Here is a 24,611-nt window from a genome sequence, read left to right on the forward strand (position 1 = left end):
ACGACCGGGTGCGCGTTCGCCTCTTAAACAACTGGGCGAGATGCAGCGACGCCGAGATAATTGACCGGCCATATAGGCATACAAGAAACAGCACGCGGGAGGCGGCATGCGTAACAACTATCTGATGCGCCATTGGCGGGGCGAGATGTCGCTCGGCATTTCCTATTGGCTGAATGCAACGGTGTTAGGCGCCGGTGGCGCCACGTTGCTGAGTTCGCTGGCGAAGGAGACGCTTCGCAACGCCCACAACCTGCGACTGTCCTCGGCGGTCGGCCTCTCACTCACGGTGCTCGGCACCGTGATCTGGATTTGGGGAGCGGTTGGCATCTGGCGATCCGCGCGGCAGCATGCGTCGCGCGGCGGTTCTGCGGGATGGGCGGTTGTCGCCAAATTCATGGTGCTGATCGGCGCCATGTTCTGGGGAAGCCAATGGACACAGCGGCTGGGTCCGCAAGCATGGGAATTGGCTCAGGTTGCGGTTGGGCATGACCCGGTCCCTGCTGCCAAGATCAGCATCTCGCCTGACGGACGCTCGGCGGCATTGGACGGACCCATGGGCGAGGGCTCAGCCAAGGCATTGAGTGTTGCATTGGCCGGCGCGTCCGACGTCCGCCGACTCGAACTTCGTTCAGGAGGTGGGCGCATGCTCGAAGGCTCGGCGATTGCACAGATGGTGCGCGATCGCAAGCTCGACACTTATGTGCAGGTCCAATGCGAAAGTGCTTGCACGCTCGTGTTTCTCGCGGGGCGTGAGCGGGCAGCGACACGCAACGCCCGAATCGGGTTTCATCGGCCGAGCCTCGTCGCGTCCAACGTGAGAGACGAGACCACCATCACGGCGGAGACCATTGCGGCGTACAAGGCCGCCGGAATGCCCGAAAGATTCATCGAGAAGATCACCCAGACGTCGGCCCAATCGATGTGGTTTCCAACGCATGCGGAACTTCTCGCCGCGAACGCGGTGACCCGAACTGCAACCGGCGGCGAGACAGTGGGGCGTATCGATCGTTCCTCGCGGGGCAGCTTGCGTGAGATGTACGCTGCCGATCCGTTCTGGCTGGCGGTCGAGGCGCGCTTTCCCGAAACCATCGACAAGGCGGCGGATCGGGCATGGGCGGTCAGCCAGCGCGGAGCCCCGGATATCGACGTCGTCAAGAGCGGCAGTACGGTTTTGAGTGGCCTCACGGCGCGCTTGCTGCGCACGGCGAATGACGAGCAGCTCGACGAGTTCCTGATGTTGTTCAACAGCCAGCTTGCCGCGGTCCGGGCGACAAGCGCGCAGAACTGCTCAAACTATCTCGCTGGTGCCGAACTCGCGCCCGCCAGCCTGCCCGAGGCACTCGAGAAGCGCGAAGACCTTCTGATCCGCGCGATGCTGCAGGCCGAGCCTCGCCAGGATGTTCGGCCGCCGTCGCCCGAGGTCCTGCGCCGTGCGCTGGCGCCGGTCTTGGCGACGGTGCCTGCGGTGCAGGTGCAGATCGTCCAGAAGTTGCGGGCTCATGGCCACGAGCCCGACGCCCAATGCGAGGCGGCCCGCAACTTCTTCGGCGCGGTGGCGAAGCTTCCGGTGGCCAGCCGCCGGGTCGTTCTGCGTTCGATGTACCAGCGTCCAGCGCTCGCCGGAGCATCGCCGGCGCATGGCGGATAGGGGCTGTCCTTCGCGCGTCACTCCTTGCGGCGCGTGACCACCACTGTGGCCTCCAGCCCGTCGTAGGCCTCGGCGTCGCCATACCAGCTGCCCGAGATAGGCGCGGCCTGCGCCGGATCGCGCGTGACGCCGACACGGATCAGCTGGCCGCTGCCCATGAGGTTGTTGGTCGGGTCGAACGCGAGCCAGCCGACGCCCGGCAGGTAGGCCTGCAACCATGCGTGCGTGGTGCCGGCGCCGGTCATCGATTCGCCGGGCGACTGGGCTACGCGGTCGAGCGCGGCGTCGTAGATGTAGCCCGAGACGAAACGCGTGGCAATGCCCAGGCGGCGCGTGGCTTCCATCATCAGCAGTGCGTAGTCGCGGCAGCTGCCGCTGCCGAGTGCCAGCGTCTGGAGCGGCGTTTGCGTGCCTTCTTCGTCGCGTGCCTTGTATTCGAGGCTCTGGCCGATGTGCGCGTTCATGCGCGTGAGGACTTCGCGGGTGCTGTTGGGCTTGTCGGTATGCAGGAACTGATGGGCCCAGCGGATCAGCGTTCCGTTCGCATCGTCGTCGTGGTGCGGGCGCAGGTAGTGCTCCAGGTCGAGGCGCTCCTGCACCGAATAGGCAAAGGGAAGGAATTCGGCGGCCGGGTCCAGCGCGAGCTGGTCTTGCTGCGCCGGCACATGCTCGATGGTGAAGGAACACACGATGCGCAGCTCGGTGGCCTCGCCCATGGGCTGCACCAGCGCAACCGAGTTGGAATGCGGATCCTGGATGAGCCGGGTGAACGATTGCGGGCTCACCTGGAGGTCGGTGGCCAGCACCCGCAGGTCGTGGCTGTCGCGGGGGCGGAACATGACGCGGTGCAGCCCGAAGGTCACCGGTTTCTTGTAGCGGTAGACGGTGGTGTGCGTGATGTCGTACTGAATGGCCATGCGGTGCATTCTCACGTGTCGGCAGGGCCAGCGGGGGCTTTCCGTTTGGCTGCCTCGGTCCTATGCCGCAGAATCGGCGCCCGCCCGGCCTTCACCACACGCATCGACGCTCCATGTATTCCGCTACCTTCATCTTCGCCAAGAAGCAGTTCGACGACGAATTCCATCGTCTCGACCAGACCATTGCGGCCGCCGCGAAGTCGCTGCCTGGCTACCTGGGTGAAGAAACCTGGGAAAACGCGGGCAACGGGCTGGTGTCGAACGTCTACTACTGGGAATCGCTCGAAGCGCTGCAGGCGCTCATCCAGCACCCTGTGCACCAGCAGGCGAAGGCGGCGCAGGCAAACTGGCTCGACGGCTACAAGGTCGTCATTTCCGAAGTGGTGCGCGTCTACGGCGACAGCAAGATCGACCACATGCTGGCGTCGGCCGACGCCTCTGGCGCTTAGGGCGCTTAGGGCGCGGCTCTTTCGGTGCCAAGGGCCTTGGCCAGGTTGGCGGGCAGCGGCAGCGGCTCGCCGTGCCATTGCGCGGCCAGCAGTTCGGCGCACAGCGCAGCGAACGTGAGGCCGCGCGAACCCAGCGCGGTGCAGGCCCAGAGGCCGGCCTCGCCCAACGGCCCGACCAGCGGGCGGCGGTCGCCCGAGGCGCAACGGATACCCACCCAGTGTTGGGCGTCGCCGCTTTCGAAAGCCGGTGTCAGCGTTGCCGCGGCACCGGGGTGCAGGCGCTCCAGGCGTTCCCGGTTTGCCCGGGCATCGTGTGGCCGGGGCGCCAGGTTGGTGCTGTCGCGGTCGAAGGTGGCGCCGCAAAGCCAGAGCAGGGCGCCTTCATCTTCGGGCACATGGGCAATCAGGTGACCGTCGCCATTGACCGGCGTGGTGGGCAATGCGACGTCGTCCGCCATCCGACCCCACGCGACTTGGCCGCGCACCGGCTGAAGCGGAAGTGCGGGTGCAAAGCGGCCCGATTCGTAGCCCGCGGCGACGACCACGCGATCTACTTCGGCCAGCAGCCGGTCGGCCGCATCCGAGAGCTGCCAACCAGCCGCGCTGCGTGACAGGCGTGCGACCGGCGCGTTGCCGCGAAACTCGATGCCCGGCTCGCGCAGCCAGGCTTCGATCAGCCTCGATGGGCGAACCCATCCCGCGCGGGCATGCCAGAGCGCGGGGGCGTCAACGGGCAAGCCGGCATTCGCCAGTTGCGCAGCGCTGGCGGGCCACGATTCGTTCGGGCCGCTCTCGTTCCACCCGGTAGGCACGCGCGTGTCGCCTTCGGGCCGGCGCTCCAGCACGCCGGCGGCGCGCCAGTCGTGGCCTTCTTCCAGAAGGCGCTCCAACTCCAGCCATGTGGCGCGGATGCCCGCACGCGTGAGCCGCGAGAGCAGGGCATCGTCGGGCGAGACATGCGGCGCAAGCACGCCGACCGGCAGGCCGGAAGCGCCGGCGGCGGGGCGGTCGGCTGCATCGAGCACGGTGACTTTCCAACCGCGCCGTGCCAAGCTGGCGGCAACGGCCGCGCCGGCCAGTCCGGCACCGATGATTGCGCAGCGGCCCGGCGTTTCGACATGCTCGGGCGCGGGGCCGCGGCGGCGCACCGTCCAGGCGGGGGCGAACACGCCGATGAGCCCGTCGCGTCCGGGGGGCAGGCCCGGCCGTCTTTCGAGCTGGAAACCATTCTGCGAGAGCGCATCGTGCACAGCCCGGGCATCGGTCCGGGCGGCAATGCCGGTGCCCTGGCGGGCAAAGCGCGACACGGCCTTGAGCGTGTCCGGCGACCACATCGCGGGGTTCCGCTCGGGGCTGAAGCCGTCGAGAAAGATGCTGTCGGCGTCGAAGCGCTGCGCGCGCAGCATGGGTTGCACGTCGCCGATGCACAGTGTGAGCAGTACCCGGCCGGCTTCAAAGGCCAGCCGGTGAAAGCCCGGCAGCAGCCCGTGCCACTGCGCGGCCAGTTCCTCGGCCAACGGCACCAGTTCAGGGTAGGCGCCGGCGGCGCACAGCAGGTCTTCAGGCCCGACCGGATGCGCCTCGATCGAGACGAAGTGCAGCAGGCGCGGCCGGTTCGCATCCGCCCGCCACGCCTGCCAGGTTGTCAGAAAGTTGAGGCCCAGCCCGAAGCCGGTTTCGAGAACCAGCCATTTCGGGCGCTCCGACCACGCCTCGGGCAAGCCGCAGCCGCCCAGAAACACGTGGCGAGCCTGCGCCGGCGCTCCGGTTTCGGGGTGATAGATGTCGCCGAAGCGCTCGCTGTACGGCACGCCATCGGCGCGCCAGGCGACGGGCTTGGCGGCCAAGGCGGCTTTAGTTGGACGGGGGAACGTAGCCCTGGGCGACGTCGGCGCCTTCGCCGAAGAAGTGCTTTTCCATCTGGCGGGCCAGGTATTGGCGGGCCCGCAGATCGGCCAGATTCAGCCGGTTTTCATTGACCAGCATCGTCTGCTGCTTGAGCCAGGCGGCCCAGGCTTCCTTGCTGACGTTCTCCCACAGGCGCTTGCCCAGTTCCCCGGGATAGGGCGGGAAGTCGAGCCCTTCGGCCTCTTTGCCGAGCTTGATGCACTGAACCATGCGTGCCATTTTTGATTGCCTCTGGTGGGGAAAGCGGTTGCTTAGTTGATTTTGCTATTTAGAACTGAGAACTCGGTCGTTCCAGTTTCCATATGTCGTATTCAGAATACGTAGCTTCATCGATATGCCTTTTTGAGTAAGACACCATGAGCCTTCGCCGCGACTTTATCAAGCTTTCCCTGGGGGCCGGCGTGGCCGGTGCCATGGCCCTGACAGCATTGCCGTCGTTTGCGCAGGGCGCAGGCCCGGTGACGCTGCTCAACGTGTCGTACGACCCGACGCGCGAGCTGTATGTCGACTACAACCGCGCCTTCGCCAAATACTGGAAGGCCAAGACCGGCCAGGACGTGACCATCAAGCAGTCGCACGGCGGCTCGGGCAAGCAGGCGCGCTCGATCATCGACGGCATCGACGCCGACGTGGCCACGCTGGCGCTCGGCGGCGACATCGACGCACTGGTCAAGCATGGCGGGGTCGTCAAGGAAGGCTGGCAGAAGCGCCTGCCGCAGAACTCGGCGCCGTACACCTCGACCATTGTGTTCCTGGTGAAAAAGGGCAACCCCAAGGGCCTGAAGGACTGGAACGACCTGGTGAAGCCGGGCGTCCAGGTGATCACGCCCAACCCCAAGACCTCCGGCGGCGCCCGCTGGAACTACCTGGCCGCGTGGGAATTTGCCAAGCGCAAGTACGGCAGCGACGCCAAGGCCAAGGAATTCATCGGCAGCCTGTTCAAGAACGTGCCCGTGCTCGACACCGGCGCGCGCGGCTCGACCATCACCTTCGTGCAGCGCGGCGTGGGCGACGTGCTGCTGGCCTGGGAGAACGAGGCCTTCCTGGCGCTGAAGGAATTCGGCACCGACAAGTTCGAGATCGTGGTGCCTTCGGTCTCCATCCTGGCCGAGCCCACGGTGGCGGTCGTCGACAAGGTGGTCGACAAGAAGGGCACGCGTGCCGTGGCGGAGGAATACCTCAAGTACCTGTACTCCGACGAGGGCCAGGACATTGCGGGCCGCAACTTCTACCGCCCGACCTCGGAAAAGGCCAAGGCCAAGTACGACAAGCAGTTTCCCAAGCTCACGCTGGTGACCATCGACGAGGCGTTCGGCGGCTGGGCCAACGCGGACAAGGCGCACTTTGCCGACGGCGGCTCGTTCGACCAGATCTACAAGTAAGACAACAAAGAAAGCCTCTCGTGTCCGTTCTTTTGATTGCTGGCAGCCCTTCGGCACCGTCGCGTTCCACCGCCTTGCTCGAGGCCGTGGGCGAACGGCTCGCCGGCCGCAATGCGCGCGTCGAGCGGCTCGCAGTCCGCGACCTGCCGGCAGAGGCGCTGCTGCTGGCCGACTGGAATCATCCGGCCATCGAGCGCGCCATTGCGCAGGTGGCGCAGGCGCGGGTGGTGGTCGTGGCCACGCCGGTCTACAAGGCGGCTTACAGCGGCGTGCTGAAGGTCTTTCTCGACCTGCTGGCGCAGAACGCGCTCAAGGGCAAGACGGTGCTGCCGCTGGCGACCGGCGGCAGCCCGCATCACATGCTCGCGCTCGACTACGCCTTGCGGCCCGTGCTGCATGCGCTTTCGGCACGGCACATTCTTCCGGGTGTCTACGCCACCGATTCGCAGATCACGCTGACACCCGAGAACGCCTACCAGGTGCACAGCGACTTGGCTGAGCGGCTCAACGAGGCCGTCGAACTATTGGCGACTGAAGGCCTGAAGCTGCCTGCAACGCACGGCTTCGAGCCGGTGCCGTTTTCCCGGGTGCGATGTAGCGTCTGACGGGTTCCCCGTCGACCCCGCGCCTTCAGCCGGCCCCATCTCCGTCCCCTTTTTTTCGCCCGTAAGCGGCGAGGGGACAGCTTTGCCAAAAAGGAACCCACACGTGAACCCCGTTGCCACAGAAGACTCCGCGCTCGACTCGCCGCCTCGTTCCATCTGGCATGCGCTGCGAGACCTCGCCATCAGCACGGTCGTGGTCACGGCCGTTGCGCTCATCGTCGGCTTCATCTCGGCCTGAGCAGGGTTTGCTCCTCCGCATACGAAAGAACAACCTCATGACTTCGATTTCCATCCCACGCCGCCGCCTGCTGCAGGGCACCGCCGCCGCGATAGCGCTGCCTTCGTTCAGCGCGCTGGCCCAGGCGCCGGCGCGCCAGCTTCGCATCGGCAAGCAGAAAGGCCTGCTCAGCATTCTCAAGGGCCGTGGCACGCTCGAGAAGCGGCTCGCGCCGCTTGGCGTGTCGCTCAAGTGGACCGAGTTCACCGCCGGCCCGGTGCAGCTCGAAGCGCTGAATGTCGGCTCCATCGACTTCGGAGACGTGGGCGAGGCGCCGCCCATCTTTGCGCAGGCCGCGGGCGCGCCGCTGGCTTACGTAGCCGCGACGCTGCAACGCCCCCAGTCGGAAGCGGTGCTGGTGCCCAAAGGCTCGGCCATCAAGACGGTGGCCGACCTGAGAGGAAAGAAGATCGCGCTCAACAAGGGTTCGAACGTTCACTACTTCATCGTCAAGCTGGCCGAGAAACACGGCCTTGCGTACAGCGACCTGAACCTTGTCTACCTGCCGCCGGCCGATGCGCGCGCCGCATTCGAGAAGGGCTCGGTCGACGCATGGGTGATTTGGGACCCGTTTCTTGCCGCCGCCGAAAAGTCGCTCGAGGCGCGCGTGCTGGCCGACGCGACCGGCGTGGTGGGCAACCGCTCGTACTACTTTTCGTCGCTCGACTACGCGGCAAAGAACGCCGACGTGCTGGCCATCGTGACCGAGGAAATCGGCAAGATCGACGCCTGGGGCACCGCCAACAAGAGCGATCTTGCCGCCGAGCTGGCCGCCCTCTGGGGCCTGCCGAAACCGGTGGCCGACCTGACGGTGGCACGCGCGGCCTACGGCACCGGCCCCATCACCAAGGCGATTCTTGCCGAGCAGCAGAAGATCGCCGACACCTTTTTCGACCTGAAGCTGATTCCGCGGCGCATCAACGTGCTCGAGGCCGCTCCGGCGGGAATTGCGTGACGCGCGAAACCTTGCGCAGCCGCGCCGCGTGCGTGCTCGACACAACAAAGCGCGCCTGGGGCATCCGCGAGCCGCAAGCCGGACGTTCGCGTGCCGCCTTGCCGCGCTTGCGGTTCGCGCCGCCCAGCGTGCGCGGCTTTTTCTTCGCCATCTGACGCCAAGCCCAACCGACGGAAAGAAGACATGCAGATATTCTGGTTTCTCCCCACCCACGGCGACAGCCGCTATCTCGGTACGACCGAAGGCGCGCGCCAGGTCGACCTGGCCTACCTGCAGCAAATTGCCGGCGCCGCCGACAACCTCGGCTATGAAGGCGTGCTGATTCCCACGGGCCGCTCTTGCGAAGACCCCTGGGTGATTGCGTCCAGCCTGATCGGCGCGACAAAGAAGCTCAAGTTCCTGGTCGCGGTGAGGCCCGGGCTGCACCAGCCGAGCCTGGCCGCGCGCATGGCGGCGACCTTCGACCGCCTGTCGGGCGGTCGCCTGCTGGTGAACCTGGTCACTGGCGGCGACCGGGCCGAGCTCGAGGGCGACGGCGTCTACCTCGACCATGCAGCGCGCTACGAGCAGTCGGCCGAGTTCATCCGCATCTGGCGCGAGATTCTTGCGCGTAGCCACGGCGGCCAGTCTTTCGACTACGAAGGGCAGCACCTGAGCGTGAAGGGCGCGAAGCTGCTGTTTCCTCCGGTGCAGAAGCCTTATCCGCCGGTGTGGTTCGGCGGCTCGTCGGCGGCAGCGCACGATCTTGCAGCCGAGCAGGTCGATGCCTATCTCACATGGGGCGAGCCGCCCGCCGAGGTGGCCAAGAAGATTGCCGACGTGCGCAACCGCGCCGCACGCAAGGGCCGCAAGGTCGAGTTCGGTATTCGGCTGCACGTGATCGTGCGCGAGACCGAGCAAGCCGCCTGGAAGGCCGCCGACGAGCTGATCAGCCGTGTCGATGACGACACCGTGATTCGCGCCCAGGCCGCCTTTGCGCGCATGGATTCCGAAGGCCAGCGCCGCATGGCCGCGCTGCATGCGGGCGGGGCCAAGCGCTCGCGTGCCGACCTGGAAATTGCGCCCAACCTGTGGGCCGGGGTGGGCCTGGTGCGCGGCGGCGCTGGCACCGCGCTGGTGGGCGACCCCAAGACAGTGGCGGCCCGCATCGAGGAATACGCGGCGCTCGGCCTCGACAAATTCATTCTCTCGGGCTACCCGCATCTCGAAGAGGCCTACCGCTTTGCGGAACTGGTGTTTCCGCTGCTCTCGCGCAGGGCACAAACGCGGCTCGCGGGCGGCTCGCTGACCGGGCCCTTCGGCGAAGTCGTCGCCAATCTCGATGCGCCTTCGCGCCTCGCCTCCCAAAGCTAAGGACCGTCATGACCGAACAAGTGCAGGAACTGCCGGCGCTCGCGCCTTCTCGAGAAAGCGCCCCCGGAGCGCTCAAGGCCTTCGGCGCCAACGTTGCGGGCCGGCTGGTGCCGTGGCTCGTGCCGGTGGGGCTCATCGTCTTCTGGCAGATCGCTTCATCGCTGGGCTGGCTTTCCACCCGGGTGCTGCCGGCCCCGGTGGACGTGGTCAAGGCAGCCTGGAGCCTGGCGGTTTCGGGCGAACTCTGGACGCACGTCAAGGTGAGCGCGGGGCGTGCGCTCGCGGGCTTGGCCATTGGCGGTGGAGCGGGGCTGGTTCTAGGCCTCTTGACGGGCTCGGTGAAGTTCTTCGAGACGCTGCTCGATTCGACGATTCAGATGGTGCGCAACATTCCCGCGCTGGCACTCATCCCGCTCGTCATTCTGTGGTTTGGCATCGACGAGTCGGCCAAGCTGTTCCTCATCTCGGTGTCGGTGTTCTTTCCGATCTACCTCAACACCTTTCACGGGATCCGCAATGTGGATCCGCAGCTGATCGAGATGGGGCGCACCTATGGCCTCTCGCGCTGGCAGCTGTACCGAGAGGTCATCTTGCCGGGCGCGCTGTCGTCCATTCTGGTCGGCCTGCGCTTTTCGCTGGGGCTGATGTGGGTGATCTTGATCGTGGCGGAAACCATTTCGGCGCAAGCCGGCATCGGCTATCTCACGATGAACGCCCGCGAGTTCCTGCAGACCGACATCGTGCTGGTGGGCATCCTGCTGTATGCGCTGCTCGGCAAGCTGGCCGACCTGTTCGCACGCGGGCTGGAGCAGTGGTGGCTGCGCTGGCACCCGGGCTACCAGAAGAAGCCGAAATGAGGGCAGGGCGGATGAACACGAATTCAACAATTTCTCGCCGCACCGTGGTTGCGGGGTTGGCCGGCTTGGGGGCGCTAGGCGCTGGCGCGGCGCTCGCCCAGGGCACGGCCGCACGGCCTGTGACGGTCCGACTCGGTTACCAGAAGTCCTCGACGCTGATCGCGCTGCTGAAGGTGCAAGGCACGCTCGAAAGGCAGCTCGCGCCGCTCAACGCCACGCTGAGCTGGCATGAGTTCACCAGCGGCTTGCCGCTGCTCGAGGCACTGAACCTCGACAACCTGGACATCAGCGCCGACGTGGCCGACACCGTGCCGGTGTTTGCGCAGGCAGCAGGCGCCGACCTGACCTTCGTCGCGCAAGAGGCGCCTTCGCCCGCGGCACAGGCCATTCTGGTGCGCGAAGATTCGCCGCTCAAATCGGTGGCCGACCTGAAGGGAAAGAAGATCGGCTTCGCCAAGGCGGCCGGCGCGCACTACCTGCTGATTGCGGCGCTCGAGAAGGCCGGCTTGTCCTTCAGGGACATCGATCCCGCCTACCTGACGCCGGCCGACGGCCGGGCCGCTTTCGAGCGCGGCGCCATCGACGCCTGGGTGGTGTGGGATCCGTTCCTTGCGGCGGCGCAGCGCCAGTCCAAGGTGCGCGTGCTGGCCGATGGTACGGGCATCGCTTCATACCAGCGCTACTACCTTGCAAGCACCAAGTTCGCGAAGGCACGCCCCGACGTGCTGCGTGTGGTGTATGCCGAGCTTGAAAAAACCGGCAAGTGGGTCAAGCAGAACCCGAAGGAAGCGGCGGCCCTGCTGTCGCCCGTGTGGGGGCTGGACGCCGCGACGATCGAGCAGGCCAACGCTCGCCGCAGCTACGCGGTACGCCCGGTGCTGGCCGAAGCACTCGCCGAACAGCAGCGCATCGCCGATGCCTTCTTCGCGGAAAAGCTGCTGCCCAGAAAAATCAATGCGCTTGACGTGGCGCTGTTCCAACCGAGTCTTAAATCATGAGCGCCGTTCTGAAAGACATCCAACCAACTGCCATCGCGGGCGGCGTGCGCCTCGAGGCGCGCGGCCTGCACAAGCGCTACGGCGAACGCGAGGTGCTGCGCAACACGCAGCTCACCATCGAGCCGGGGCAATTCATCGCCATCGTGGGGCGCAGCGGCTGCGGCAAGAGCACGCTGCTGCGGCTGATCGCCGGGCTTGAAGAAGCCACGTCTGGCGGGCTCTATACGGACGGAAAGGCCATCGACGGCCTGCACGACGACACCCGCATCATGTTCCAGGAGGCCCGCCTATTGCCCTGGCGCCGCGTGCTCGACAACGTGACGCTGGGCTTGCCCGGCGACGCCAATGTGCGCGGCAAGCAGGTGCTTGCGCAAGTGGGCCTGGCCGACCGTGAGAACGAATGGCCGGCACGCCTCTCGGGCGGCCAGCGGCAGCGCGTGTCGCTGGCACGGGCGCTGGTGCACCACCCGCGGCTGCTGCTGCTCGACGAGCCGCTGGGCGCGCTCGACGCGCTCACGCGCATCGAGATGCACCGGCTCATCGAGAACCTGTGGCAGCGCCACCGCTTCACTGCGCTGCTGGTGACGCACGACGTGCAAGAGGCCGTGGCGCTTGCCGACCGCGTGATCCTGATCGAGGACGGCCGCATTGCACTCGACGAGAACATTGCGCTCGCCCGGCCGCGCTCGCAAGGAGACCCCGCCTTTGCCGCCATCGAGAAACGCATTCTCGACCGCGTGCTGCAGAAGGCCGGAGACGCAGAAACCGCGGAAACGGATGCCGCCTGGCTGCAGCCCCCGGCGCACACGCTGCGCTGGGCAGTCTGAACCCGCCAACTCACAAAAGCAGAAAGGCAACTGCATGTCGCAGAACTGGAAATTCGAAACCCTGTCGGTGCACGCCGGCTATTCGCCCGAGCCGACCACGCGCGCCGTGGCGCCGCCCATCTATCAAACGGTGGCCTATGCGTTCGACAGCGCCCAGCACGGCGCGGACCTGTTCGACCTGAAGGTGCCGGGCAACATCTACACCCGCATCAACAACCCGACGCAAGACGTGCTCGAACAGCGCTTGGCCGCGCTCGAAGGCGGCATTGCGGCGCTCGCGCTGGCCTCGGGCCAGGCGGCGGTGACCTATGCGATCCAGACCATCGCCGAGGCGGGCGATAACATCGTCAGCAGCACCGCGCTGTATGGCGGCACCTACAACCTGTTTGCGCACACGCTGCCGCAGTTCGGCATTACCACGCGCTTTGCGGACCACCGCGATCCGACGAGCTTCGAGAAACTGTTCGACGAAAAGACAAAGGCGGTGTTCGTCGAGTCGCTCGGCAACCCGGCCGGCAACGTGACCGACATTGCGGCCATTGCCGACATTGCGCACCGCCACGGAGTGCCGCTGATCGTGGACAACACCGTGCCTTCGCCGTACCTGAGCCGGCCCATCGAGCATGGCGCCGACATCGTGGTGCATTCGCTCACCAAGTACCTGGGCGGACACGGCACGAGCATTGGCGGCGCCATCGTCGATTCGGGCAAGTTCCCCTGGGCGCAGCACAAGGAACGCTTCAGGCGCCTGAACGAGCCCGACGTGAGCTATCACGGCGTGGTCTACACCGAAGCGCTGGGCCCGGCGGCCTATATTGGCCGCGCGCGCGTGGTGCCGCTGCGCAACACAGGCGCGGCCATTTCGCCGTTCAATGCCTTCTTGATCCTGCAGGGCATCGAAACGCTGGCGCTGCGCATGGACCGCATCAGCAGCAACGCGCTTGCGGTGGCGCAGCACCTCAAGACGCACAAGGCGGTCAACTGGGTCAACTATGCGGCGCTGGAAGACCACCCCGATCACGCATTGGCGAAGAAATACTTCGGCGGCAAGTCGAGCGGCGTGCTGACCTTCGGCATTGGAAGCGGCCGTGAGGGCGGGGCGAAGTTTCTCGACGCGCTGAAGCTCTTCACGCGGCTGGTGAACATTGGCGACGTGCGCTCGCTGGCGACGCACCCGGCCTCGACCACGCACCGGCAACTCTCGCCGGAAGAGCTTGCGCGGGCCGGTGTCACCGAGGACACCGTGCGCCTGTCGGTGGGCATCGAGCACATCGAAGACCTGCTGGCCGATCTCGACCAGGCGCTTGCCGCCGCAGCCGCCTGAACGCATCGTCTTTATTTATTCACCCCTCCGAATCGTTCGTTCAACCTGAAAGAGAAAGCAACACCATGTCCATTCAAGCCATCAACGTACGCAACCAGTTCAAGGGCAAGGTCCGCGAGATCATCCGCGGCGACGTCGTCTCCGAAGTCGATGTCGAAACCGCCTGGGGCATCGTGACCTCGGTCATCACCACGCGCTCCGTCGACGAGCTTCAGCTCAAGGTGGGCTCCGACGTGGTCGCTCTCGTCAAGTCCACGGAGGTTTCGATCGCAAAGCTCTGACGGACCCTCAGGCTTGCGACACCCGGCGCCGCTTTGGCGCCGGGCTTTTTTGAGTTGCCGCGTCACCGGGTTTTCAGTTCTTGGCACAAGCGCCGGGGACTTCTACAGTGTGGCTACACATGTCCCGGAGAAAGCAACATGGTCAATTTTGATGTGAGCGACATCGTTCGGGCGCTGCACGGTGCGCGCAACGAATGGCGCGACTCGCAGCGCCGCTCGCGCGAGCCCGGTGCGCGCGAATTTCCGTCGCGCGATGCACTTGCGCAGATCGTTGAGTCGCTCAAGGGGGCGCTGTTTCCCATGCGGCTCGGGCCGCCGGAGCTGCGCCATGAGAGCGAGGACTTCTACGTCGGCCACACGCTGAACACCGCCTTGCACGCGCTGCTGGTGCAGGCACGCCTGGAGCTGAATTTCAATGCCCGCCACGATCCGCGCCCCGCGAGCGAGATCGACCAGATCGCCACCAATGCCGTCCGCCAGTTTGCGAACGCGCTGCCGGGATTGCGCCGCCTGCTCGACAGCGACGTGCTCGCGGCCTACCAAGGCGACCCGGCGGCGCGCAGCGTGGACGAAGTACTGCTGTGCTACCCAGGCGTGCTGGCAATGATTCACCACCGGCTCGCGCACCGGCTTTACGAACTCGACCTGCCGCTCCTGGCGCGCATCGTGGCCGAGTTGGCGCATGCGCAAACGGGCATCGACATCCACCCTGGCGCCAAGATCGACGCGGGCTTTTTCATGGACCACGGCACGGGTGTCGTCATCGGTGAAACGGCGGTCATCGGCAAGCGCGTGCGGCTCTACCAGGCCGTGACGCTGGGCGCCAAGCGCTTTCCGACCGATGCCGAGGGCAACCTGCAAAAGGGCCTGCCGCGGCACCCGGTGGTGGAAGACGACGTGGTGATCTACGCTGGCGCCACCATCCTCGGGCGGGTCACGCTGGGCAAGGGCGCGGTCATCGGCGGCAACGTGTGGATTACCGACGACGTGCCCGCCGGCGCGAGCGTGACGCAGGCCAGCCTGCAGAACGCGCCGAAGACCGGCGCCCCGTAGCGGCGCCACGGGGGGCAAACGCCGCCAGCCGCGCTATGCTTCACGGTTGTTAACAATGGTGCTTGCCCCGCATGTCCTCGCCCCAAGCTACTTCTTCCGCATCTTCCATGCCGCGGACGGCCGACGAATCCTGCGATGTACTCGTGATCGGCGGCGGACCTGCGGGTTCGACCATTTCAGCGCTGCTCGCCCAACAGGGCCGCAAGGTGGTTCTGCTCGAAAAGGCGCATCACCCGCGCTTTCACATCGGCGAATCGCTGCTGCCGGCCAACGTGGAGCTTTTCGACAAGCTCGGCGTGCGTGACCAGGTCGAGAAGATCGGCATGCCCAAGTTCGGCATCGAGTTTGTCTCGCCCGACCACGAACACCGAAGCTATGTCGACTTTGCCGAAGGCTGGGACAAGTCGCTCGACTCCGCCTGGCAGGTGCGCCGCTCGGAACTCGACGAGCTGCTGTTTCGCAATGCCGCCACACGCGGCGCGCAAACGCTCGAAGGCTGCAAGGTGCGCGACGTGGCGTTCGATGCCGACGGCGCCACGGTTCAGGCCGAAATGGACGACGGCGCCAAGCGCAGCTGGCGCGCGCGCTTCGTGGTCGATGCCACGGGCCGCGACACGCTGCTGGCCAACAAATTCCGCTGCAAGGAAAAGAACCCCGACCACAACAGCACGGCATTGTTCGGCCACTTCACCAATGCCGAAAGGCTCGAGGGCAAGAAGGAAGGCAACATCAGCATCTGCTGGTTTCCGCACGGCTGGTTCTGGTTCATTCCGCTGGCGGACGGCACCACCAGCGTGGGCGCGGTGTGCTGGCCTTACTACCTGAAGACGCGCGACAAGCCGCTGAAGGACTTTTTCTACGACACCATCGCGCTTTGCCCGGTGCTGGTGGACCGGCTGAAGAACGCCACGCTGGTGGACGACGCGGTGCATGCCACCGGAAACTTTTCGTACTCGAGCACCCATGCCACGGGCGACCGCTACCTGATGCTGGGTGATGCGTTCACCTTCATCGACCCGATGTTCTCGTCCGGCGTGTACCTGGCCATGCACAGCGCATTCGACGGCGCCGATCTGGTGGCCACGGCACTCGACAAGCCGGCCGAACTGGCGCCCGCGCGCAGGGACTTCGAAGCCATGATGCGCAAGGGCCCGCGCGAGTATTCGTGGTTCATCTACCGCGTGACCAACCCGACCATCCGCGACATGTTCATGCACCCGGGCAATCCGTTCCGCGTGAAGGAAGGGTTGATGTCGCTGCTGGCCGGCGACATCTATCGCGGCACGCCGATCTGGCGGGCACTCGGCATGTTCAAGTTTCTCTACTACTTCATCTCGATCAGCCACATGCGCCGCACGTGGGAGGGATGGAAGCGGCACCGCTTCAACATTCGCGACATGGGCGCGCTGAAGGGCGAGACGATTCTCAAATCGGAGTAGCGGAAGCAGCGGGGCTGCCGAGAGCGGCCGCCTGCGCGGCCCATGCCGTGCGCGAGGCGCGCAGCGTTGCCACCGCATGCGCAACGCCCGGGGCGGGACTCGCGAGCACCTCGATGCCCAGGTCTGCCAGTTCATGCGCAACCGGCGCCATGGACGCCTGCGCCAGAACCACCGCGTCGGCGGCGACAGCGGCGGTGCGAATGGCCTTGGCCAGCGTCCCGATGTAGCGGGCGGTGTCGCCGGCCTCGAAGTAGGGCCAGGCCTCCTCGATCCAAAGCACGCTCGGCTTGACGCCCGCGCCGGCCTGCGCCGCGGTCGAAAGAATCAGCGCCGTGGTGGGCTCCAGCGTGCTTTCGAGCGCGGCTGCAATCAACACGCGCGGACCGGCGCGCACCGCGCGCTCGGCCATGGCGCGGTCGATGCGCTGGGCGGTGAAGGCGCCGCCCGTCGCGGTTTTTTCCGCAATGCCGCCAATGGTGGAGCAGGTGCATGCAACCACGGCGGCGCCGTCGGATGCGGCCTCGCGCATCGCGTCGTGCACGCGGGCAGCCAGCTTGGGGTTGTCGATGCCGCAGGCGCGGGCTTCCTGCAGCAGTTCTTCCCTTACCAGGTGGCGCACCTCGAGTTCGGGCGCAATCTCGCGGGTGAGGCGCTCGAAGGTCGGCACATGAAGCTGTGAGGTGTGGAGGAAAGCGATGGCGTCGGTCATCGGAGAACCCTCGTCAGGTGGCTTGGCGGGCGCGCTGCGCCTCGTAGGCCTTCAGGTGAATGTAGGCGATGCGCAGCACCGAAGGCGTCGCCGAGCGGCCTGCCGGTGCGCGGCCCAGCAGGTCTCCCACAATGTGGTCGGCCTCGACCGGCGCGCCGCGCACGATGTCCTTGTACATCGATGCGGTCATCGGCGAGCCCGGTGCCGTCATGATGGCGCGGCCTCGTTCGATGGCTGCCGGGCGCGGCGCGAAGCCGTTGTGCGCGGCAATGGCGCAGCATTCATCGAAGATCGCAAGCGCCACGTCCTGGCCGCCAGCGCTTGCGATGTCGCCGATGGATGCGCGCATCAGGCTCGTGAGGCCGGCCGCCGAGGCAATGAAAACCCATTTTTCCCACATGTCCTGCGAGATGGTTTCGCTTGCGGTGGCGTCGAACTTCGCGCCCGCGAACTGGGCTGCGATGGCATCGACGCGGGCCGAACGCCCGCCGGCGCGCTCGCCGTAGCTCAGGCCGTGCATGTCGTTGAGATGCAGCACGCGGCCTTCGTCGTCCAGCGTGGCCGAGATCATGCAGAGGCCGCCCAGCACGCGCTCGTCGCCGAACCGCGCGACCAGGCGCTCGATGTGGTTCATGCCGTTGAGCAGGGGAAGAATGACCGTGTTCGGCCCGACGGCCGCTGCGAACGATTCCATGGTCGAGTCGAGGTCGTAGGCCTTGCTGCCGACCACGATCACGTCGAATGGTGCCTTGATGTCTTCAGCCAGCACGTGGGGCGGTGAGGGCAATTGCAGGTTGCCGAATGGGCTCTGGACCACCAGACCCGTCTTCTCGATTTGCGCCGCGCGCCGGGGCCGCAGCAGAAAGGTGACGTCGCGTCCCGCCTCCAGCAAACGGCCGCCAAAATAACCGCCGAGTGCGCCGGCACCCACCATCAAGAATCTCATCGTGCATTGCTCCTGGGTCGAAAGGACCGGGACGATGATGCCTTCGATTCAAAGCGCCTGCTTGGGGCGCCGAAAAGGCGGGCGCGGGGGAAGAGCTTTTCTGGAAAAGGTCTTGGGGGCTTCGCATAATGGTTTTTGCCATCTGGATTCCCTTCACTCATCAAGGAGCTTCATACATGAGCCAGACCCGAATTGCCGTGATCGTCGGCAGCCTTCGCAAGGATTCGTACAACCACAAGCTGGCCCTTGCGCTGGCGCACCTTGCGCCCTCGGATTTCACCTTCGAGCATTTGCGCATCGACGATCTGCCCCTGTACAACCAGGACGACGACGGCAACCCGGCGGCTTCGGTGAAGCGGCTGAAGACCGAGATTGCGGCGGCGCAAGGTTTGTTGTTCGTAACGCCCGAATACAACCGCTCTTTTTCCGGCGTGCTGAAGAACGCCATCGACCACGCGTCGCGGCCCTATGGGCAGAGTGCCTGGGGCGGCAAGCCCGCAGCGGTGGTGGGTATCTCCGTGGGGGCGACCGGCACTGCGCTGGCGCAGCAGCATTTGCGCAACGTGCTGGCTTACCTGGACGTTCCGACGATGGGCTCGCCCGAGATATTCCTGCAGTTCAAGGACGGCCTGTTCGACGACAAGGGCCACATCGGCAACGAGGGCACGAAGAAGTTCCTGCAGGGGTGGATGGACAAATACGTCGCCTGGATCAAGACCCACTCGGCTGTCTGATGCACCGACCAGTGATCGGGCAGGAATGAAAAAAGCCGCTCCTGGGAGCGGCTTTTGTTTTGACGCGAACCAGGCTCAGGCGGCTTGTGCCACGTCCTTCTGGTTGGCGGCTTCGGCCGTTGCCGTGAGGATGTCGGCGCGTGCGGCAGCCAGCGCGGCGGCCTTGGGTGCATCGCCCATGGCCAGGCCTTCGGCGCGCACGAAGCGCACGTCGGTGACGCCGAAGAAGCCGAGGATCGCCTTCAGGTAGCTCTCCTGGTGTTCCATGGCCCGGCCGCCTTCGGTGGTCGAGTAGATGCCGCCGCGGCTGGACGCCACGATCACCGTCTTGCCGCCGGCCAGGCCCACGGGGCCCTTGTCGGTGTATTTGAAGGTGCGGCCGATCTGGGCGAGGCGATCGATCCAGGCCTTGAGCTGGGTCGGAATCGAGAAGTTGTACAGCGGCGCGCCGACCACGATGACGTCGGAGGCGAGGAACTGGCTCACGAGCTTTTCGGAGAGCTCGTTTTCGCGCTGCTGGGCTTCGGTCGGCTGGGCCTGCACGCCCGTCTTGATGCCCAGCGCATCGGCGCTGAAATGCGGCGGAGTGTTCACCGCGAGGTCGAGGTATTCGACGGTGGTGTCCGGATGCGCGGCTTTCCATGCGGCCACGATCTCGGCCGTAAGGAGGCGGGAGGTCGAATTGGTACTCAGGATGCTGGAATCGACGTGGAGCAGTTTCATGGTGAATCGCTTTCGTGTGGTGGTCGACGCTCAAAAGTGGCCGACGATGCGAGAATTCTATTTTTGATGCGAGTCCGAGATAAGTAGGCGAAATTTGCCTACATCGTTCTATTTGCAGGACAATCGGGGTCATGCAAGACCTCAACGACATGGTTTTCTTTGCTGAAGTGGCGGAGCGGGGCGGCTTTGCCGCGGCAAGCCGCGCGCTGGGTGTTCCCAAGTCACGGCTGTCGCGCCGCGTGGCCGATCTCGAGGAGCGGCTGGGCGTGCAACTGATGCAGCGCAGCACGCGGCGGCTTTCGCTCACCCCGGCGGGCGAGATCTACCTGAGGCACTCGGCGGCCATGCGCGACGCAGCGCAGGCGGCGGCGGAGGCTGTGGCGCAGGTGCAGACGGAGCCGAGCGGCACGGTGCGCCTGAGCTGCCCCATTTCAATCGCGCACAGCGGGTTGGGCCGGTTGCTGCCGCAGTTCATGGAGCGCTACCCCGGCGTGCGGGTCGACCTGCGGGTGATGAACAGGCCGGTCGACCTGATCGAGGAAGGCATCGACATCGCCTTGCGCGTGCGGCCGGCCATCGAGGACAGCACCACTTTGGTGGCCAAGGTGCTGGGAACGAGCCGCGCGGTGCTGGTGATGAGGCCGGACTTGCTGAAGCGCCAGGGCCCGGTGAAAACGCCAGCCGACCTTGTGCGGCTCCAGACCGCGTCCATGTCAGCCAGCGGCGAGGGGCGCAGCGAATGGCGGCTCGAGGGCCCGAACGGCGAGATTTATACGCACGTTCATACACCCCGCTATGTGGCGGACGATCTCGCGACACTGCAGCTTGCCGTGCTCGAGGGCGCTGGTGCGACCTTGCTGCCCGGCTACATGTGCCGTGACGACGTGGAAGCGGGCCGCCTGGCGAGAGTGCTGCCCGAGTGGGGGCCTCCAGCCGTCATTGCGCACATGGTCTTTCCGGCGCGACGGGCACTGGTGCCGGCGGTGCGGCGGTTGATCGACTTCCTGGCCGAGCACCTGCACGGCAGTGAAACCGGCATGTACTAGCGTCTGCCAGATGACCGCGCCGAGCGGTCGTTATGCGAAAAACGCCATAACCAAACAAGTAGATATTCGTTTGGCATTGAAGCGACCCTTCGCACAATCCCAGGTCCCATCCCATCCAAGGAGCGACCATGGCGACCCTGCGACTCGGCGACACAGCCCCCAATTTCACCCAGGACTCCAGCGAAGGCCCCCTCGACTTCTATCAGTGGGCCGGCGATTCGTGGGTCGTGTTCTTCTCGCACCCGGCCGATTTCACGCCCGTTTGCACCACCGAGCTCGGCAAGACCGCGGCGCTGTCGGGCGAATTTGCCAAGCGCGGCGTGAAGCCAATTGCATTGAGCGTCGACCCGGCCACCAAGCACAAGGAATGGATCGGCGACATCAACGAAACGCAGAACACCACGGTGAACTTCCCGATCGTGGCCGACCACGACCGCAAGGTGGCCGACCTGTACGACCTGATTCACCCCAACGCATCGGCCACGGCCACGGTGCGCAGCGTGTTCATCATCGATCCGAAGAAGGTGATTCGCGCGACCATCACGTACCCGGCCTCCACCGGCCGCAATTTCGACGAAATCTTGCGCGTGATCGATTCGCTGCAGCTCACCGACAGCCACAAGGTGGCGACGCCCGTGAACTGGAAGGACGGCGACGACGTGGTGATCGTCCCGAGCATCCAGGACCCGGCCGAACTGGCGGAGCGCTTTCCCAAGGGCTTCAAGGCCGTGAAGCCTTACCTGCGCATCACGCCGCAGCCCAACAAGTAAGCAGGCAGGGCAGCGCCGCGATGCAGACTTCCGTGATCATCGTGCCCGGCTGGCGCGACTCCGGGCCCGGCCATTGGCAGAGCCTGTGGCAGGAGCGCATTCCGGGCGCGGCACGGGTGGTGCAGGACGACTGGGCGTCGCCCAAGCGCGAGGCCTGGGTGTCCACGCTGGCCAGGCTGGTGCTCGAAAGCTCCGGCCCGGTGGTGATTGCTGCGCACAGCCTGGGCTGCATTGCCACGGCGCACCTGCCGGCCGAGGCGGCCACGCGCATCCAAGGAGCGCTGCTGGTGGCACCGGCCGACCCCGAGCGCCGGGCCGTGCTGTCCGACTTTGCGCCGGTGCCGTATGCGGCCCTGCCGTACCGCAGCATCGTGGTGGCGAGCAGCAACGACCCGTATTGCCCCATCCGCCTGGCCGGCGCATATTCCCGCGCCTGGGGCAGTGAGTTTGTCCGCATGCAGAATGCGGGGCATATCAACGTCGATTCGGGGCATGGAGACTGGCCGCTCGGCCTGGCCTTGCTCCAGTCGTTGACCGACGAGCCCGCCGCCTGGCCGGCGGGCCGTGAATTTTCAGAAAACTTGGCAACCACATGACTTCCAGACTCAAGACCTTCGCCGCCGTGCTCGCGTTGGCGTCCTCCGCACTTGCAGGCAGCAGCGCCTTTGCCCAGGGCACCACGCTGCTGAACGCCTCGTACGACGTGGCGCGCGAGTTCTACAAGGACTACAACGCGGCGTTCGTGGCCCACTACAAGAAGGCCACGGGCAAGGACGTGAAGATCGACCAGTCGCATGGCGGCTCCAGTGCGCAGGCGCGCGCCGTGGCCGACGGCCTCGATGCCGATGTGGTGACGATGAACACCTCCACCGACATCGACTTCCTGGCCAACACTGGCGTGGTCGCGAAAGACTGGAACAAGCAGTTCCCCGAAAACGCATCGCCGACCACCTCGACCATGCTGTTCCTGGTGCGCAACGGCAATCCCAAGGGCATCAAGGACTGGGAAGACCTGGTCAAGCCGGGCGTGCAGGTGGTCATCGTCAACCCCAAGACCGGCGGCAACGGGCGCTATGCCTACCTTGCGGCCTGGGGCTACGTGAAGAAGAAGGGCGGCACCGACGCCCAGGCGGCAGAGTTCGTGGGCAAGCTGTTCAAGAACGTGCCGGTGCTGGCGCGCGGCGGGCGCGATGCAACCACTGCATTCCTGCAGCGCAACATCGGCGACGCGTTGATCACCTTCGAGTCCGAAGTGGTGTCGATCGACCGCGAGTTCGGCACGGGCAAGGTCGATTCGGTCTACCCGTCGATCAGCATCGTGGCCGAGAACCCGGTGGCACTGGTCGAGCGCACGATCAAGAAGAAGGGTACCGGCGAGCTCGCCAAGGCCTACCTCGACTGGCTCTATTCCGAAGAGGCGCAGGAAATTGCGGCCAAGCATGCGCTGCGTCCGCGTTCGCAGGCCGTGCTCAAGAAGCACGCCGCCACGTTCAAGCCGCTGCAGTTGTTCACGGTGCAAGAGCTTTTTGGCAGCCTCGGCGATGCACAGAAGGTGCACTTCAACGACGGCGGCCAGTTCGACAAGCTCTACACCCCTGGCGCAAAGTAAATGAGCGGCGCTGTTTCTTCGGCGCTCCCGTCCGCGGGAGCGCCGCTTTCGCATGTGAACCGGGCAGGGGGCTCCAGGCGGGTGCTGCCGGGCTTTCACATTACGCTCGGCTTCTCGATTTTCTATCTCTGCCTGATCGTCCTGATCCCGCTGTCGGCGCTGGTCTTCAAGACCTTCACGCTGAGCTGGGAGCAGTTCTGGGTGGCCGTGACCGCGCCGCGCGTCATGGCCTCTTACCGGCTCACGTTCGGCGCATCACTGCTCGCGGCCATGGTGAACGCGGTGTTCGGCCTGCTGGTGGCCTGGGTGCTGGTGCGCTACAGGTTTCCGGGCAAGCGCATCGTCGATGCGCTGGTCGACCTGCCGTTTGCACTGCCCACGGCGGTGGCCGGCATCTCACTGACCGCGCTGCTCGCGGGCAACGGCTGGATCGGCCAGCTTCTCGAGCCGCACGGCATCAAACTGGCGTTCACGCCGGCTGGCATCGTGATTGCGTTGATCTTCATCGGGCTGCCGTTCGTGGTGCGCACCGTGCAGCCGGTGCTCGAAGACGCCGAAAAAGAGCTTGAAGAAGCTGCTACCTCGCTCGGCGCGACACGCCTTCAGACTTTCACGAAAGTGATCTTCCCGTCGATTGCGCCCGCGCTGTTCACGGGCTTTGCAATGGCTTTCGCGCGGGCCATCGGCGAATACGGCTCGGTGATTTTCATTGCCGGCAACATGCCGATGATTTCGGAAATCACGCCGCTCATCATCATCGGCAAGCTCGAGCAATACGACTTTGCCGGCGCAACCGCGGTCGCACTGGTGATGCTGGTGATTTCGTTCATCCTGCTGCTCGTCATCAACGGCTTGCAAGCCTGGCAGCGCCGCCGCGCAGGAGCTTGAGATGAGCGCCCCTTCAAAAATCATTCGCCGCGCGCAGGCCGGCACCACCGAATCGCCCTGGGTGCGCTGGCTGCTGATCGGCCTTGCGCTCGCGTTCATGTTCCTGTTCCTGGTGCTGCCCCTGGCAGCCGTGGCAACGGAGGCCCTGCGCAAGGGCGTGGGCGCCTATGTCGAGGCGCTGAAAGAGCCCGATGCCTGGAGCGCGATTCGCCTCACGCTCATCACGGCCGCCATTTCGGTGCCGCTGAACCTGGTGTTCGGCGTTGCCGCGGCATGGGCCATTGCCAAGTTCGAATTCCGCGGCAAGGCCTTTCTGACCACGCTGGTCGACCTGCCGTTTGCGGTGTCGCCGGTGGTGGCGGGCCTGATCTACGTGCTGGTGTTCGGCGCGCAGGGCTGGCTGGGTCCGTGGCTTGCGGAGCACGACATCAAGATCATCTTCGCCGTGCCAGGCATCGTGCTTGCAACGGTGTTCGTGACCTTTCCGTTCATTGCGCGCGAGCTCGTGCCGCTGATGCAGGCACAGGGCACCGACGAAGAGCAGGCCGCCATCGTGCTGGGCGCGACCGGCTGGCAGACCTTCTGGCGTGTGACCTTGCCCAACATCAAGTGGGGCCTGCTGTATGGCGTGATTCTTTGCAACGCTCGCGCCATGGGCGAGTTTGGCGCGGTGTCGGTGGTGTCTGGCCACATCCGCGGACAGACCAACACGATGCCGCTGCATGTGGAAGTGCTTTACAACGAGTACCAGTCGGTGGCGGCGTTTGCCGTGGCCTCGCTGCTGGCCATCCTGGCGCTGGTCACGCTGGTGATCAAGTCGGTCATCGAATGGCGCCACGAACGCGAGATGAAGGCCATTGCCGAGCTGCCGCCGGAACGTCCGCCCGAGCCCGCGGCGGCCTGAGAGAGAAAG

Annotated in this window: 28 protein-coding genes; 22 read left to right on the top strand and 6 right to left on the bottom strand. The window is 65.6% G+C overall.

Annotated elements, in window-relative coordinates; all coding sequences use genetic code 11:
- Positions 1-106 precede the first annotated feature (106 nt).
- A complete protein-coding gene (locus GOQ09_RS12745; protein WP_157613739.1) occupies positions 107-1,648 on the top strand; it encodes an ATP-dependent Clp protease proteolytic subunit in 1,542 nt (513 codons plus the stop codon).
- Between the two features lie 17 nt (positions 1,649-1,665).
- Here the strand turns inward: GOQ09_RS12745 and GOQ09_RS12750 are convergent, their stop codons facing one another.
- The gene (locus GOQ09_RS12750; RefSeq protein WP_242631102.1) at positions 1,666-2,565 is read right to left on the bottom strand and encodes a transglutaminase-like domain-containing protein; all 900 of its coding nucleotides are present in this window, start codon (positions 2,563-2,565) and stop codon (positions 1,666-1,668) included.
- Between the two features lie 113 nt (positions 2,566-2,678).
- On the opposite strand from GOQ09_RS12750, the gene GOQ09_RS12755 reads away from it, so the two are divergent.
- Complete coding sequence (locus GOQ09_RS12755) at positions 2,679-3,014, top strand: antibiotic biosynthesis monooxygenase family protein (RefSeq protein WP_157613740.1); 336 nt, start codon at positions 2,679-2,681, stop codon at positions 3,012-3,014.
- A 5-nt stretch (positions 3,015-3,019) separates the two neighbouring features.
- Here GOQ09_RS12755 and mnmC read toward each other — a convergent pair whose 3' ends face one another.
- Together mnmC and GOQ09_RS12765 are read right to left on the bottom strand one after the other, a co-directional pair.
- Positions 3,020-4,861, bottom strand: coding sequence for an FAD-dependent 5-carboxymethylaminomethyl-2-thiouridine(34) oxidoreductase MnmC (mnmC, locus tag GOQ09_RS12760; protein ID WP_157613741.1), 1,842 nt, complete (start codon positions 4,859-4,861; stop codon positions 3,020-3,022).
- Positions 4,862-4,868: 7 nt separating this feature from the next.
- On the bottom strand, positions 4,869-5,141 hold the full coding sequence (locus GOQ09_RS12765; protein WP_012748083.1) for an oxidative damage protection protein: 273 nt from the start codon (positions 5,139-5,141) through the stop codon (positions 4,869-4,871).
- A gap of 137 nt (positions 5,142-5,278) precedes the next feature.
- Here GOQ09_RS12765 and GOQ09_RS12770 point away from each other — a divergent pair, with 137 nt between their 5' ends.
- The 13 genes from GOQ09_RS12770 (at position 5,279) to GOQ09_RS12820 (ending at position 16,273) form a co-directional block, all read left to right on the top strand.
- Entirely contained in the window at positions 5,279-6,304 is a 1,026-nt protein-coding gene (locus GOQ09_RS12770; protein WP_157613742.1) for a sulfate ABC transporter substrate-binding protein, read from the top strand.
- 20 nt (positions 6,305-6,324) lie between these two features.
- Positions 6,325-6,909 carry an NADPH-dependent FMN reductase gene (gene ssuE / locus GOQ09_RS12775; RefSeq protein WP_157613743.1) on the top strand — a complete coding sequence of 195 codons (585 nt, stop codon included), beginning with the start codon at positions 6,325-6,327 and terminating at the stop codon, positions 6,907-6,909.
- A gap of 103 nt (positions 6,910-7,012) precedes the next feature.
- Positions 7,013-7,147: a hypothetical protein gene (locus GOQ09_RS26510; RefSeq protein WP_278189368.1), complete on the top strand. Its 135-nt coding sequence runs from the start codon at positions 7,013-7,015 to the stop codon at positions 7,145-7,147.
- A 37-nt stretch (positions 7,148-7,184) separates the two neighbouring features.
- On the top strand, positions 7,185-8,141 hold the full coding sequence (locus GOQ09_RS12780; protein ID WP_157613744.1) for a sulfonate ABC transporter substrate-binding protein: 957 nt from the start codon (positions 7,185-7,187) through the stop codon (positions 8,139-8,141).
- Positions 8,138-8,296 carry a hypothetical protein gene (locus GOQ09_RS26120; protein WP_165442083.1) on the top strand — a complete coding sequence of 53 codons (159 nt, stop codon included), beginning with the start codon at positions 8,138-8,140 and terminating at the stop codon, positions 8,294-8,296. Before GOQ09_RS12780 ends, GOQ09_RS26120 begins: the two co-directional genes overlap by 4 nt.
- Positions 8,297-8,324: 28 nt before the next feature.
- The gene (gene ssuD, locus GOQ09_RS12785) at positions 8,325-9,494 is read left to right on the top strand and encodes an FMNH2-dependent alkanesulfonate monooxygenase (RefSeq protein ID WP_157613745.1); all 1,170 of its coding nucleotides are present in this window, start codon (positions 8,325-8,327) and stop codon (positions 9,492-9,494) included.
- Between the two features lie 8 nt (positions 9,495-9,502).
- Positions 9,503-10,351: an aliphatic sulfonate ABC transporter permease SsuC gene (gene ssuC, locus GOQ09_RS12790; protein ID WP_157613746.1), complete on the top strand. Its 849-nt coding sequence runs from the start codon at positions 9,503-9,505 to the stop codon at positions 10,349-10,351.
- An 11-nt stretch (positions 10,352-10,362) separates the two neighbouring features.
- Positions 10,363-11,349, top strand: a complete 987-nt coding sequence (locus GOQ09_RS12795; protein WP_157613747.1) for an aliphatic sulfonate ABC transporter substrate-binding protein — start codon at positions 10,363-10,365, stop codon at positions 11,347-11,349.
- Positions 11,346-12,176 (top strand): ATP-binding cassette domain-containing protein, encoded by an 831-nt coding sequence (locus GOQ09_RS12800; RefSeq protein WP_157613748.1) that lies wholly within the window; start codon positions 11,346-11,348, stop codon positions 12,174-12,176. Before GOQ09_RS12795 ends, GOQ09_RS12800 begins: the two co-directional genes overlap by 4 nt.
- A gap of 34 nt (positions 12,177-12,210) precedes the next feature.
- A complete protein-coding gene (locus tag GOQ09_RS12805; protein ID WP_157613749.1) occupies positions 12,211-13,500 on the top strand; it encodes an O-acetylhomoserine aminocarboxypropyltransferase/cysteine synthase family protein in 1,290 nt (429 codons plus the stop codon).
- Between the two features lie 65 nt (positions 13,501-13,565).
- Complete coding sequence (locus GOQ09_RS12810; protein ID WP_007829250.1) at positions 13,566-13,781, top strand: TOBE domain-containing protein; 216 nt, start codon at positions 13,566-13,568, stop codon at positions 13,779-13,781.
- 138 nt (positions 13,782-13,919) lie between these two features.
- A complete protein-coding gene (epsC, locus tag GOQ09_RS12815; RefSeq protein WP_157613750.1) occupies positions 13,920-14,834 on the top strand; it encodes a serine O-acetyltransferase EpsC in 915 nt (304 codons plus the stop codon).
- 71 nt (positions 14,835-14,905) lie between these two features.
- The gene (locus GOQ09_RS12820) at positions 14,906-16,273 is read left to right on the top strand and encodes an NAD(P)/FAD-dependent oxidoreductase (protein ID WP_157613751.1); all 1,368 of its coding nucleotides are present in this window, start codon (positions 14,906-14,908) and stop codon (positions 16,271-16,273) included.
- Here the strand turns inward: GOQ09_RS12820 and GOQ09_RS12825 are convergent.
- Positions 16,260-16,982 (bottom strand): Asp/Glu/hydantoin racemase, encoded by a 723-nt coding sequence (locus tag GOQ09_RS12825; RefSeq protein WP_157613752.1) that lies wholly within the window; start codon positions 16,980-16,982, stop codon positions 16,260-16,262. The genes GOQ09_RS12820 and GOQ09_RS12825 overlap by 14 nt on opposite strands.
- 13 nt (positions 16,983-16,995) lie before the next feature.
- Positions 16,996-17,928: a 2-dehydropantoate 2-reductase gene (gene panE / locus GOQ09_RS12830; protein ID WP_157613753.1), complete on the bottom strand. Its 933-nt coding sequence runs from the start codon at positions 17,926-17,928 to the stop codon at positions 16,996-16,998.
- 176 nt (positions 17,929-18,104) lie between these two features.
- Here panE and GOQ09_RS12835 point away from each other — a divergent pair, with 176 nt between their 5' ends.
- Positions 18,105-18,662, top strand: coding sequence for an NADPH-dependent FMN reductase (locus GOQ09_RS12835; RefSeq protein WP_157613754.1), 558 nt, complete (start codon positions 18,105-18,107; stop codon positions 18,660-18,662).
- Between the two features lie 75 nt (positions 18,663-18,737).
- Here GOQ09_RS12835 and GOQ09_RS12840 read toward each other — a convergent pair whose 3' ends face one another.
- The gene (locus GOQ09_RS12840; RefSeq protein WP_157613755.1) at positions 18,738-19,385 is read right to left on the bottom strand and encodes an FMN-dependent NADH-azoreductase; all 648 of its coding nucleotides are present in this window, start codon (positions 19,383-19,385) and stop codon (positions 18,738-18,740) included.
- Between the two features lie 131 nt (positions 19,386-19,516).
- Here GOQ09_RS12840 and GOQ09_RS12845 point away from each other — a divergent pair, with 131 nt between their 5' ends.
- From GOQ09_RS12845 to cysW, 6 genes are all read left to right on the top strand, one after another.
- Entirely contained in the window at positions 19,517-20,431 is a 915-nt protein-coding gene (locus tag GOQ09_RS12845; protein ID WP_157613756.1) for a LysR family transcriptional regulator, read from the top strand.
- A 128-nt stretch (positions 20,432-20,559) separates the two neighbouring features.
- Positions 20,560-21,201 carry a peroxiredoxin gene (locus tag GOQ09_RS12850; protein WP_157613757.1) on the top strand — a complete coding sequence of 214 codons (642 nt, stop codon included), beginning with the start codon at positions 20,560-20,562 and terminating at the stop codon, positions 21,199-21,201.
- Positions 21,202-21,221: 20 nt separating this feature from the next.
- Positions 21,222-21,797, top strand: a complete 576-nt coding sequence (locus tag GOQ09_RS12855; RefSeq protein WP_157613758.1) for an RBBP9/YdeN family alpha/beta hydrolase — start codon at positions 21,222-21,224, stop codon at positions 21,795-21,797.
- Positions 21,794-22,810: a sulfate ABC transporter substrate-binding protein gene (locus GOQ09_RS12860; RefSeq protein ID WP_157613759.1), complete on the top strand. Its 1,017-nt coding sequence runs from the start codon at positions 21,794-21,796 to the stop codon at positions 22,808-22,810. Before GOQ09_RS12855 ends, GOQ09_RS12860 begins: the two co-directional genes overlap by 4 nt.
- Positions 22,811-23,698, top strand: coding sequence for a sulfate ABC transporter permease subunit CysT (gene cysT, locus GOQ09_RS12865; RefSeq protein WP_157613760.1), 888 nt, complete (start codon positions 22,811-22,813; stop codon positions 23,696-23,698).
- A gap of 1 nt (position 23,699) precedes the next feature.
- The gene (cysW, locus tag GOQ09_RS12870; RefSeq protein ID WP_157613761.1) at positions 23,700-24,602 is read left to right on the top strand and encodes a sulfate ABC transporter permease subunit CysW; all 903 of its coding nucleotides are present in this window, start codon (positions 23,700-23,702) and stop codon (positions 24,600-24,602) included.
- Positions 24,603-24,611: the final 9 nt, after the last annotated feature.

This window comes from Variovorax paradoxus, from assembly GCF_009755665.1.
GTDB classification, from domain to species: domain Bacteria; phylum Pseudomonadota; class Gammaproteobacteria; order Burkholderiales; family Burkholderiaceae_C; genus Variovorax; species Variovorax paradoxus_G.